General features: G+C 63.3%; 13 protein-coding genes. 9 read left to right on the top strand and 4 right to left on the bottom strand.

Annotation, left to right across the window (positions count from 1 at the left end; genetic code table 11):
* Positions 1–1,126: 2,4-dienoyl-CoA reductase FMN-binding domain-containing protein (locus HCZ87_RS17650; RefSeq protein ID WP_167645905.1), on the bottom strand; the 1,126-nt coding region annotated here is incomplete at its 3' end.
* Between the two features lie 143 nt (positions 1,127–1,269).
* Here HCZ87_RS17650 and HCZ87_RS17655 point away from each other — a divergent pair.
* From HCZ87_RS17655 to HCZ87_RS17670, 4 genes are all read left to right on the top strand, one after another.
* The gene (locus HCZ87_RS17655; RefSeq protein ID WP_167645907.1) at positions 1,270–1,776 is read left to right on the top strand and encodes an RNA pyrophosphohydrolase; all 507 of its coding nucleotides are present in this window, start codon (positions 1,270–1,272) and stop codon (positions 1,774–1,776) included.
* A complete protein-coding gene (locus HCZ87_RS17660) occupies positions 1,763–2,302 on the top strand; it encodes a hypothetical protein (RefSeq protein ID WP_254868691.1) in 540 nt (179 codons plus the stop codon). Before HCZ87_RS17655 ends, HCZ87_RS17660 begins: the two co-directional genes overlap by 14 nt.
* Positions 2,303–2,468: 166 nt before the next feature.
* Positions 2,469–2,768 carry a hypothetical protein gene (locus HCZ87_RS17665; RefSeq protein WP_167645909.1) on the top strand — a complete coding sequence of 100 codons (300 nt, stop codon included), beginning with the start codon at positions 2,469–2,471 and terminating at the stop codon, positions 2,766–2,768.
* A 40-nt stretch (positions 2,769–2,808) separates the two neighbouring features.
* Complete coding sequence (locus HCZ87_RS17670) at positions 2,809–3,315, top strand: hypothetical protein (RefSeq protein ID WP_167645911.1); 507 nt, start codon at positions 2,809–2,811, stop codon at positions 3,313–3,315.
* A gap of 19 nt (positions 3,316–3,334) precedes the next feature.
* Here the strand turns inward: HCZ87_RS17670 and HCZ87_RS17675 are convergent, their stop codons facing one another.
* The 3 genes from HCZ87_RS17675 to HCZ87_RS17685 form a co-directional block, all read right to left on the bottom strand.
* Positions 3,335–3,664, bottom strand: a complete 330-nt coding sequence (locus HCZ87_RS17675; protein WP_167645913.1) for a hypothetical protein — start codon at positions 3,662–3,664, stop codon at positions 3,335–3,337.
* A 144-nt stretch (positions 3,665–3,808) separates the two neighbouring features.
* Positions 3,809–4,159 (bottom strand): antibiotic biosynthesis monooxygenase, encoded by a 351-nt coding sequence (locus HCZ87_RS17680; RefSeq protein ID WP_167645916.1) that lies wholly within the window; start codon positions 4,157–4,159, stop codon positions 3,809–3,811.
* The gene (locus HCZ87_RS17685) at positions 4,156–4,488 is read right to left on the bottom strand and encodes an NIPSNAP family protein (RefSeq protein ID WP_167645918.1); all 333 of its coding nucleotides are present in this window, start codon (positions 4,486–4,488) and stop codon (positions 4,156–4,158) included. Before HCZ87_RS17685 ends, HCZ87_RS17680 begins: the two co-directional genes overlap by 4 nt.
* Before the next feature lie 209 nt (positions 4,489–4,697).
* Between HCZ87_RS17685 and HCZ87_RS17690 the strand changes: the two genes are divergently transcribed.
* From HCZ87_RS17690 to HCZ87_RS17710, 5 genes are all read left to right on the top strand, one after another.
* Positions 4,698–5,603: a LysR family transcriptional regulator gene (locus HCZ87_RS17690; protein ID WP_167645921.1), complete on the top strand. Its 906-nt coding sequence runs from the start codon at positions 4,698–4,700 to the stop codon at positions 5,601–5,603.
* Positions 5,604–5,804: 201 nt separating this feature from the next.
* Positions 5,805–6,461 carry a YitT family protein gene (locus HCZ87_RS17695; RefSeq protein ID WP_167645923.1) on the top strand — a complete coding sequence of 219 codons (657 nt, stop codon included), beginning with the start codon at positions 5,805–5,807 and terminating at the stop codon, positions 6,459–6,461.
* Between the two features lie 254 nt (positions 6,462–6,715).
* The gene (locus HCZ87_RS17700) at positions 6,716–7,810 is read left to right on the top strand and encodes a 3-deoxy-7-phosphoheptulonate synthase (RefSeq protein WP_167645925.1); all 1,095 of its coding nucleotides are present in this window, start codon (positions 6,716–6,718) and stop codon (positions 7,808–7,810) included.
* 193 nt (positions 7,811–8,003) lie between these two features.
* The gene (locus tag HCZ87_RS17705; protein WP_167645927.1) at positions 8,004–9,401 is read left to right on the top strand and encodes a trypsin-like peptidase domain-containing protein; all 1,398 of its coding nucleotides are present in this window, start codon (positions 8,004–8,006) and stop codon (positions 9,399–9,401) included.
* A gap of 7 nt (positions 9,402–9,408) precedes the next feature.
* A partial coding sequence (locus HCZ87_RS17710) for a replication-associated recombination protein A (protein ID WP_167645928.1) occupies positions 9,409–10,518 on the top strand: 1,110 nt, incomplete at its 3' end.

Here is a 10,518-nt window from a genome sequence, read left to right on the forward strand (position 1 = left end):
CTTTTGTCACCTCGGCGGGCGTCAGCAGCAATTCGGTCTCATGACAGGCGCGCGGGTTGACCAGACAGGAGGTCAGCTTGCCCGCAAAGGTATGATCAAGGCAGGCCTGATTGCAGGCGATACAGGGCGCGATCTGCGCCGTGCGCCCTGCGGCGGCCTTGGCCACGAACTCCGCATCCGCCAGCATCGGCCGCGCCATCGACACCATGTCGGCGCAGCCTTTGGCGAGCACCTCCTCGGCGACCTCGGGGGTGTTGATGCGGTTGGAGGTGATCACCGGGATCGTCACATGGCCCATCAGCTTCTGTGTCACCCAGGCAAAGGCGGCGCGCGGCACCGAGGTGGCAATGGTCGGAATGCGGGCCTCGTGCCAGCCGATGCCGGTGTTGATGATCGTGGCCCCCGCGGCCTCGATGGCCTTGGCCAGTTGCACCACCTCCTCGAAGGTGGAGCCATCGGGCACGAGGTCGATCATCGAGAGGCGATAGATCAGGATGAACTCTGGCCCGACGGCAGCGCGCACCCGGCGCACCACCTCGATGGGCAGGCGCATGCGGTTCTCGTAGGAGCCACCCCAGCGGTCGGTGCGTTTGTTGGTATGGGTGACGAGGAACTGATTGAGGAAATAGCCCTCGCTGCCCATGATCTCCACCCCGTCATAGCCGGCCTCCTGGGCCAGACGGGCGGCGTTGACGATGTCGGCGATCTGTTTCTCGATGCCGTCTTCATCCAGCGCGGTGGGCGGGAAGGGGGAGATCGGCGATTTCACCGCCGACGGCGCGACGCAGGTCTTGCCATAGGCATAGCGGCCCGCGTGCAGGATCTGCATGGCGATCTTGCCACCCGCCGCGTGCACCGCATCGGTCACCACCGAATGGTTGGCGACATCCTGCGCGCTGGTCATCATCGCTGCCCCCGGCAGCACGGAGCCCTCAAGGTTCGGGCCGATGCCGCCGGTCACCATCAGGGCCACACCGCCCCGCGCGCGCGCGGCATAGAACTCCGCCACCCGGGGCCAGTCGCGGGTCTCTTCCAGCCCGGTATGCATGGAGCCCATCAGCACCCGGTTCTTGAGCGTGGTAAAGCCCAGATCCAGCGGGGCCAGCATATGTGGGTACGCAGTCATGACACCTCTCCCTGCCTGTCAGTTCCGCAAAGGATTGCGCGTCCGCTGCCGCTTGTCACCTGCCAACGCGGCGTCACCCCCTTGCGTGCCCCGGCGGCACAGGGTCTAAGGAGGAGAAAACGCAGACAGCGCGGAGCAGATTGATGAGCAAGGACAGCCCCAAACCCCTTAGCGCCGAGGAGATCGCCGCGCTGCCCTATCGCCCCAATGTGGGCGTCATGCTGATCAATGGTGCGGGCGATGTCTGGGTCGGTCGGCGCATGGATCGCCACAAGGACGCCTGGCAGATGCCGCAGGGCGGGATCGACAAGGGCGAGGACCCCCGCCTTGCCGCCCTGCGCGAGCTGGAAGAGGAAACCGGCGTCACCGCGGATCTGGTCGAGATCATCGCCGAAAGCGCAGGCTGGCTGCCCTATGATCTGCCGCAGGAGGTGGTGCCGCATTTCTGGGGCGGCAAATATCGCGGACAGGAGCAGAAATGGTATCTCATGCGGTTTCTCGGGCGCGATGAGCAGATCAATATCGACACCGATCATCCGGAATTCTCCGCCTGGTGCTGGCAGCCGGTGGCGGAGCTGGTGGAAAAAGTCGTTCCCTTCAAGAAGGAGGTCTATGCCCGTGTGGTTGCAGAATTTGATGCCCATCTCTAGGCCGCTGCTGGCGGCGGCTCTGGTGCTGACAAGCGCTGCGCAGGCGCAGGCGCTGAGTTGCGTGCCGATGGGGCCGGGGGATGTCTACCGCGTGGTGCAGCAAAGCGATGAGGACTTCCTCATCATCGAAGGGCAACTGGATTTTGACCAGAACCTCCTGCCCACATATTCCGAAAGCCGCCCGGCGGGCGCCTCCAAACCGGTGGAGGTTCCGGCGCAGCTCACCGGGCTTTTGCTGGGCGAGCGCATTTTTGATCAGCCGCTGGAGGGCGAGATCACGCTGGAGGCCCATTGCCTGGGGCCCTGGTGCGGCAAGCTGACCCCCGGCAATCGCTACCTGTTCTTTGCCCGTCAGGTCGAGGGCCGCGTGGTGGCCGTGGTGGAGCCCTGCGGCGGCTTCTTCTTTGATGCGGCCGATGGCACCGCTGGCGATATCGTGCTGCAATGCCATCGCGGCGGGGTCTGCCCGTCCCAGCTGCCCGACACGATGGAAGGGGTGATCGAGGTCCCCGGGGCCGCCGATTAGCGGCAGGTGAACAGGGGCGGCACCCTCATGGGCGATCTGACGCCGGTGGCCGGAAACTCCCCTTGTCACAAATCGCTGCCGCCGCGTAAGCTGTTGAGATTACAAAGGAGCGCTGTCTCCTGAAATTTCAATTGCTTACGTAACCTCACGAGAAAAGGAATGTCACATGGCAAGTATTCCTCTCTTAAGCATTCTGAAGGAATTCAAGTCCAAGGGACCTTCGGATATCGCGGCAGACAAGAAACTCCTCAAGGAAATCGCTCAGATCGAAAAGGGGCTGGAGAAGCCCAGCGAGGATATCTCCAAGAATATCAAGACCCTGCTCAAGGGGTTGAACGACGCCAAGAAAACCAAGAAAGCCGACAAGGCCGCCGTGAAGACCATCGAAAAGGTCGAAAAGGCGATCGTGGACGACGAGAAAAAGCGGCTGAGCCTCGGGCGCATCAAGATGTCGAAGCCGAGCTGAGCACCCCCTGTTGGTTTTGAAAGGTTAGAAAGTTCTTAAAATGGGCGATAGTTCTACAGCCGACATGATCGGCGCAATTGTCAACGCGGGCAAGACCGCATGGGATATCATCAAGGACGGCAGGGCTGTCTCTACCGCGCAATCGGCCTATTGCGGCGCGGTGCCGGAAAAGATCCCTTTTACCAAACTCTACGGCTGGAAGAAGAAAACCGGCTCGTGGAATGTGGTCTATGAAAACCTCTATGGGATTGACGTTATCGAATGCGAGCTGAAGTACAGCTTTCAGTATAATGGCCAATGCGAGGCGCATCCCAAATCGGTCTTTGTGACCAACTTCTGCGTCTGGGCTCCGAAATGCGATGTGGCCTGGGGGTTCACCTTTGATGTGAACGCCAGCACCCGCGGCAGGCCCCTGAACGTTGGCACCAAGGACAAGGTGATCGGCGCGATCCCGCTCTTGGTGCGCATGTCAGCAGGCGGTGCCAACAGCAAATCGCAAACCATGGAGCTGACCGCGCGCGGCGACGGCAAGCTGCTCACCAAGTGATCCTCGCTAGGATATGGCGTCAGACCGGGGTCATCGTGACCTCGGTCGGCGTCAGGTAGATCAGCAGCAGCGTCGAGATCACCAATCCCAGAACGGCCAGGATCACCCCCCGCCGTCCCGATGCGCTGCTGCGGTCAATCAGACCCAGGAGCAAAGCCACCAGGCTGACGCCGGGCGCGATGAACAGCACCAGCCGTTGCAGCGTCACCTGCACGCTTGGGCCAAAGGCGATCCCCAGCACAACCATCGCCGCCAGCATGACAAGCGATATCACCGCGAGGATCGTGGCCCAGCGACCGCAGGCGGAGCTTGAGGGAGTGATCGCTGTGGAACGAGGGGGAAGGGACATGATAAAACCCACTGAAATGATCTAAATTACACCCGGCAGGCGGCCTTGAATGATGCCGACCTCGCTCCGTTTCTACACCCAAGCCGGCCCGGTTTCATCCTGAAAATCCAGACCGGCGGTGCACCGCCCGTTTCCCGCCGGAGCCTAGGGCTCGGGGTGGATCTCGCGGCTGTCTGCGGGGGCCTGATCCCGCTCGGTCATGCCATAGTCGCGCAGCACATGGGCCACCCGCAGCCGGTAGTCGTCGAAATAGCCCCGCCGCCCTTTTGCCTGTGCCGCGCGATGGGCCTGCAACTGTCGCCAGTGCGCCACGGCGGCCTCGTCTTCCCAGAAGGACAGCGACAGCAGCTTGCCCGGTGTGGTCAGGCTCTGGAAGCGCTCGATCGAGATAAACCCTTCCAACCCTTCAAAAAGTGGCCGCAGGCTGGCAGCATGATCAAGATAGGCCTGCTGTTGTCCCTCGGCGGGGACGACCTCGAATATGACGGCGATCATGTGTTCTCTCCTGTTGGGCCATGCGGCGCTGAGGCCAGTGTGAGCCATGTGCGGTCCTCGCGCAAAATGAACTTCTCGCGCTGGGCAAACTCATAGTTCTGCCGCCCCAATGGATCAGCGGAGAGCCGCGCGCGATAGTCCTCATAGGCGGCGAGCGAAGGGATCGAATAGATGCCATAGGCCAGCGTCGAAGACCCTTCATGCGGGGCGAAATAGCCAATCAGATCGGCGCCGTTGCGCGGGATCGCCTGACCCCAGACCTGCGCATACTGGCGAAACTCGGCCTGTTTGGTGGGGTCGATCTGATAGCGGATGATACAGGTCAGCATGGATGGCTCCTCTTGGGCTGTGATGTCCTCAGCTGATAGCCTGTTGGCGCGCCGGGATGCTTCGCTGTGGGCCGAAGGGTTGCGCCGCACCTGTTTCCACAGGCTGAACGATCCGCCAAAAACCCTGCAATTATCCCAAGCCTGCCCCGTTGTTGCCCGATTTCACCCGCAGGAAGAGGGGGCAATTCTGCGTGACGAGGATCGTTCAAATGGATCGACTGACCGAAATGGAAGCCTTCGCCAATGTGGTGGATCAGGGGGGCTTTACCGATGCCGCCAAGAAGATGGGCATCTCCAAATCGGCGGTCTCCAAACATGTGTCGAGCCTGGAGGCGCGGCTGGGGGCACGGTTGCTCAACCGCACCACGCGGCGGGTGTCGCCGACGGAAATCGGGCTGGCCTATTATGATCGCGCCCGCCGGGTGCTGAACGACGCGGGCGAAGCCGATGCGCTGGTGACCTCGATGCAGACCGCGCCCTCGGGGCTCTTGCGCATTTCGGTGGCGACCGATTTTGGCGTCAATCACCTGTCGCCGGTGCTGTCGGAGTTCCTGAATGATTTCCCTGATATCACTGTCAATATGGTGCTGAACAACCGCTTTGTGGAGCTGATCTCCGAAGGGTTTGACATGGCGGTGCGGATCGGCGAGCTGGAAGACAGCAGCCTGCGCGCCCGCAAGCTGACCGAGACCACCAAGCGGATGATCGCCTCGCCCGGCTATCTGGAAAAATTCGGCCGCCCGCAAAAGATCGACGATCTGAGCGACCACAAGCTGTTGCACTACTCGAACCAATCCAGCGGCAATGTCTGGAAACTGACCGCCCCCTCCGGCGAAAAGCGGCAGGTGCGGTCGACCGGCTGGCTGTCGGTGAATGATGGCCAGTCGCTGCTGAACGCGGCGATTTCGGGCCTCGGGATCGCCTATCTGCCCAGCTATCTTTACGCCGAGGCCAAGGCCGAAGGGCTGGTGGAGGACGTGATGCCCAGCCTGCCGGTGGAAACGCTGGGCGTCTATGCGGTCTACCCGCCGGGACGTTTCACCCAGCCCAAGGTGCGCGCTTTTATTGATTTCCTCGCCCATGCCTTTGCCGAAAAGGGCATGGAAACCTGGTAGGGCCACGCGCCTACCGCCTCTTGGACAATTGCGGATCCAATCAAGTCTCCCTCGAAGCACCTGCCCCTCGCATCCGTTGCGAGGGGTCTTTTTTGTGGGCAGGTGGCGAGGATTTGCACCCCAGGATCCGCGAGGGTCGTTGTTTTCTGCACCGCAGCACCCTATCAGGGAGGCAGACCACCGCTTGCGCAAGGATCCTGCATGCCCTCGTCCCAATCCAGACCCGTCCTGACCTTCTTTGACCTGCAAGGGCTGATTTTCGGCATCCTGATGTGCGCGCTGGGGGTTACCTTCCTCAAGGCGGCGGGGCTGGTGACCGGGCAGACGGCGGGGATCGCGCTTTTGCTGTCGTATGTGCTGCCCTGGGGGTTTGGGCCGCTGTTTCTGGTGATCAGCCTGCCCTTTCTGATCCTGGCCTGGACCCGGCGCGGTGCGGTCTTTGCCCTGCGCACGGTGGCGGTGGTGATCGGCATTTCCCTGGGCGCGCAGGTGCTGCCGCAGTATCTGGGCTTTGTCGCGCTGCACCCGGGGCTGGCGGCAATTCTGGGCGGGGCGTGCAGCGGATCCGGGCTGATCGCGATCTTTCGCCACAATGCCTCCGCCGGGGGGATGACCATCGTCGGCATCATCATCGAACATCGCACCGGCTTTAAGGCGGGCTGGTTCCAGCTGGCTGTGGATGCTGCGGTTTTTGCCGCCTCGGCGCTGGTACTGACGCCCTCGCAGCTGTTTTATTCCTTTATCGGTGCCATGATCACCAATCTGATCATCGTGTGGAATTTCGACGTCGCCCAGAGCGGCACAGGCCGCCCCGGCTATGGCCGCGCCACGCCAAAGGGCGCGGATCTTGACGCCTGAGGGGGGCCTTTAAGGCGCCGCCAATTTAGGGATCGACAGGCTCGCGAATCTTCGCTAGCCTCCGTCGCATGACCCAACAGTATGCCCAGTTCTGGTTCTACTTTTATCCGCGCCACATGGCGGACGGAGGGTCTTCGCGTTTCTGAACCAGACTGACAGAAACGAGAAATACCGCACCAAACCGCCCCAGGACCCCGGGCGGTTTTTTGTTGTCCAGAGGTCCGACAGGGGCTCCCGCCAAAGGATCCAAACCCATGAATACCCTGTCTCCCACCCCGACCAACGATTTGCGGATTACCGATATGCAGGAACTGATCTGCCCCGAAGCCCTTGCGGTGAAACACCCGCTCACCGATGCGGCCCGCGAAACGGTATTGAGCGCGCGGCGCAATATCCAGAAGATCCTGCATGGCGCAGATGACCGGCTGATCGTGGTGGTCGGCCCCTGTTCGATCCACGACCCGGAGGCGGCGCTGGACTACGCTCGCCGTCTGGCACCCCTGCGGGCCGAGCTGGGCGACCGGCTGGAAATCGTGATGCGGGTCTACTTCGAGAAACCCCGCACCATCGCCGGCTGGAAGGGGCTGATCAATGATCCCGACCTTGATGGCTCCTTCCGCATCAACAAGGGGCTGTCGCACGCCCGCAAGCTCTGCCTTGATCTGAGCGAGATGGGGTTGCCGGTGGGCACGGAATTCTTGGACGCCTCGGTGCCGCAATACATTGTGGACCTGGTGAGCTGGGCGGCAATCGGGGCGCGCACCACCGAGAGCCAGATCCACCGCGAAATGGCCTCGGGCCTCAGCTGCCCGGTGGGCTTCAAGAACGGCACCCGGGGCAATGTGCAGATCGCCATCGACGCGGTGCGCTCGGCGGCGACCCCGCATCACTTCATGGCGCTGGCGCCCTCGGGTCTGGCGGCGATCGCGGCCACTGCGGGCAACCCCGATTGCCATATCATCCTGCGCGGCGGCGGCGGCACCAATTATGACGCCGCCAGCATTGATGCCGCCTGCCAGAAGGCCGGGGCCGACGGCATCCGCCCACAGGTGATGATTGACGCCAGCCACGCCAATTCCGCCAAGGACCCGGCCAAACAGCCCGAGGTGCTCGCGGATGTGGCGACCCAGATGGCGGGCGGCGAGACCCGCATCACCGGCGTGATGATCGAAAGCCACCTGGTGCATGGCCGCCAGGACCTGCCCAAGGATGGCGATCTGTCGAAACTCACCTATGGCCAGTCCATCACCGATGGCTGCATCGGCTGGCAAGAGACCGAAACCCAGCTGCGCAAGCTCGCCGAGGCGGTCGAGAGCCGCCGCAGCCTCGGGGCGCGGCTCGCGGGCTGATTGGACCGGGGCGGTGCACCGCCGCCCCGCCCTTCTTCTAACCGAAAATATCCCGGGGTGAATTGGCCGTCAGACCAAGAGGGGCAGCGCCCCTTTCCGGCAGGCCCTCCCCAAGATGTGCAGACCGCGCCGCTTGCAATCTCGGTGCCACCTCCGCATATCATCCCCACCAAGACGATTGATCGGAGGCCCCATGGTTCGCAGATTTGCCATCCCCCTGACGCTTATGCTTGTCACCTGCCTGCCGCCCGCTGTTCAGGCTGAAACCCATGTGCCGCAAAATCAGGCGGAGATTTCGCTGGGTTTTGCGCCGCTGGTCAAGGAGGCCGCCCCGGCGGTGGTGAATATATACGCCAAGATCATCCGTCAGGATCAGAACCGTAGCCCCTTTGCCAATGATCCGTTTTTTGACGATTTCTTTCGCCAGTTCGCGCAGCCCCGGCCAAGGGTGCAGAACTCGCTGGGCTCCGGCGTGATCCTGTCGCCGGATGGGTTTGTGGTCTCCAACTACCATGTGGTGGGCGAGGCCTCGGACATTCGGGTGGTGACCAGCGACCGGCAGGAATACGAGGCCGAGGTGGTGCTGGCGGATAAGGACTCCGATCTCGCCATCCTGCATCTGAAGGACGCCAAGGGGCTGCCCTGGCTGGAGCTGCGCAACAGTGACAAGGTCGAGGTGGGCGAGCTGGCGCTGGCGATCGGCAATCCCTTCGGGGTCGGGCAGACGGTGTCTTCGGGCATTGTCTCGGGGCTGGCGCGCACCGGCACCGGCGGCGGTCAGGGCTTTGGCTATTACATCCAGACCGATGCGCCGATCAACCCGGGCAATTCCGGCGGCGCGCTGATCGACGTGAATGGCGATCTGATCGGCATCAATACCCGGATTCTCAGCCGCTCGGGCGGCTCCAACGGCATCGGCTTTGCGATTCCGGCCAATCTGGTGCGTGAATTCCTGCGCCAGGCCGAGGCCGGAGACACCAGTTTTCGCCGCCCCTGGGCGGGCATGACCGGCCAGCCGGTGGATTCCGATCTGGCCGAGGCGCTGGGCATGGAGAGGGTGGATGGGATGCTGATTTCCGAATTGCACCCGCAAAGCCCCTTTGTCGATGCGGGGTTTGAGGTCGGCGATGTGGTGCTGGCGGTGGATGGCGAGCCGGTGAACTCCCCCTCCGAGATGGCCTTTCGCCTGTCGGTGACGGGGCTGGGCAACAGCAGCGAGATCACCCGCGTCCATCAGGGCAAGGTCGACGTGGTGCCGGTCACGCTGAATGAGGCGCCGGATCAGCCGGCCTCTGATCCGATCCAGCTTAATGACCAGACGCCGCTGCCGGGGCTGGTGGTGGCGCAGGTGAACCCGCGGGTGATTTCGCAAATGCAATTGCCGCTCTCGGCCGAGGGCGTGGTGGTGCTCAACCCCGGCCCCTATGCCGGGCGCGGCGGGGTGAAGCCGGGCGATCTGGTGCTGGCGGTCAATGGCCAGCCGGTGGCAACGGCGGCGGATGTGCCGCGTTTGCTGATGGAGAGCGGCCGCTGGATGCAGCTGGATCTGCTGCGGCAAGGTCAGCGCATGTCGCTGCGGTTCCGGTTGTGAGCCTCTGATGGCGGATTTGTTTGACAGCGGGGAGGCGGGCGCGGAAACCGGGCGTGGCGGGGCCAATGAGGCGCCGCGCCCGCTCGCGGACCGGTTGCGGCCCCAGAGCCTGGCAGAGGTCATCGGTCAGGAGCAGGTTCTGGGCGACGAGGCCCCCCTGGGGGTGATGCTTACCTCCGGCAGCCTGTCCTCGCTGATATTCTGGGGGCCGCCGGGGGTGGGGAAGACCACCATCGCGCGGCTCCTGGCGCAGGAGACGGATCTGCATTTCGTGCAGGTCTCGGCGATCTTTACCGGCGTGCCGGAGCTGCGCAAGGTCTTTGAGGCCGCCAGGATCCGCCGTCAGAACGGGCAGGGCACCCTGTTGTTCGTGGACGAGATCCACCGCTTCAACAAGGCGCAGCAGGACGGGTTCCTGCCGCATATGGAGGATGGCACCATCCTTCTGGTGGGCGCGACGACGGAAAACCCGAGCTTTGAGCTCAATGCCGCTGTGCTGTCGCGCAGTCAGGTGCTGGTGCTGGAGCGGCTCAGCCTTGCGGATCTGGAGCGGCTGACCCAGCGGGCGGAGAAGACGCTGGAGCGCAAGCTGCCGCTGCTGCCGGAGGCACGCGACGCGCTGCATCAGATGGCGGATGGCGACGGGCGGGCGCTGCTCAATCTGATCGAGCAGGTGGCGGCCTGGAAGGTTCCGGCCCCGCTGGGGCGCGAGGCGCTGGCCACCCGGCTGATGCGGCGGGCGGCGAAATACGACAAATCCGGCGAGGAACATTACAACCTTATATCAGCGCTGCATAAATCGGTGCGCGGCTCGGACCCGGATGCCGCGCTTTACTGGTATGCGCGCATGCTGGAAGGCGGCGAGGATCCGCGGTATCTGGCCCGTCGCCTGACCCGGATGGCGGTTGAGGACATCGCCCTCGCCGATCCGCAGGCGCAGGCGGTCTGCCTGCAAGCCTGGGAAACCTATGAGCGCCTTGGCAGCCCGGAGGGCGAGCTTGCGCTGGCGCAGGCGGTGATCTATCTGGCGCTCGCCCCCAAGACCAACGCCGGATATATGGCCTATAAGGCGGCGCGGCGCCTGGCCAAGGAGACCGGATCCATGCCGCCGCCCAAA

Origin of the sequence: Phaeobacter sp. HF9A (genome assembly GCF_011806385.1) — a bacterium.
Taxonomy (GTDB): domain Bacteria; phylum Pseudomonadota; class Alphaproteobacteria; order Rhodobacterales; family Rhodobacteraceae; genus Epibacterium.

What these genes read in the sequence shown, in the direction of transcription:
- HCZ87_RS17655 (WP_167645907.1), top strand. Translation starts at nt 1,270, where the DNA reads ATGAGCAAGGACAGCCCCAAACCCCTTAGCGCCGAGGAGATCGCCGCG.
- HCZ87_RS17660 (WP_254868691.1), top strand. Translation starts at nt 1,763, where the DNA reads ATGCCCATCTCTAGGCCGCTGCTGGCGGCGGCTCTGGTGCTGACAAGC.
- HCZ87_RS17665 (WP_167645909.1), top strand. Translation starts at nt 2,469, where the DNA reads ATGGCAAGTATTCCTCTCTTAAGCATTCTGAAGGAATTCAAGTCCAAG.
- HCZ87_RS17670 (WP_167645911.1), top strand. Translation starts at nt 2,809, where the DNA reads ATGGGCGATAGTTCTACAGCCGACATGATCGGCGCAATTGTCAACGCG.
- HCZ87_RS17675 (WP_167645913.1), bottom strand. Translation starts at nt 3,664, where the DNA reads ATGTCCCTTCCCCCTCGTTCCACAGCGATCACTCCCTCAAGCTCCGCC.
- HCZ87_RS17680 (WP_167645916.1), bottom strand. Translation starts at nt 4,159, where the DNA reads ATGATCGCCGTCATATTCGAGGTCGTCCCCGCCGAGGGACAACAGCAG.
- HCZ87_RS17685 (WP_167645918.1), bottom strand. Translation starts at nt 4,488, where the DNA reads ATGCTGACCTGTATCATCCGCTATCAGATCGACCCCACCAAACAGGCC.
- HCZ87_RS17690 (WP_167645921.1), top strand. Translation starts at nt 4,698, where the DNA reads ATGGATCGACTGACCGAAATGGAAGCCTTCGCCAATGTGGTGGATCAG.
- HCZ87_RS17695 (WP_167645923.1), top strand. Translation starts at nt 5,805, where the DNA reads ATGCCCTCGTCCCAATCCAGACCCGTCCTGACCTTCTTTGACCTGCAA.
- HCZ87_RS17700 (WP_167645925.1), top strand. Translation starts at nt 6,716, where the DNA reads ATGAATACCCTGTCTCCCACCCCGACCAACGATTTGCGGATTACCGAT.
- HCZ87_RS17705 (WP_167645927.1), top strand. Translation starts at nt 8,004, where the DNA reads ATGGTTCGCAGATTTGCCATCCCCCTGACGCTTATGCTTGTCACCTGC.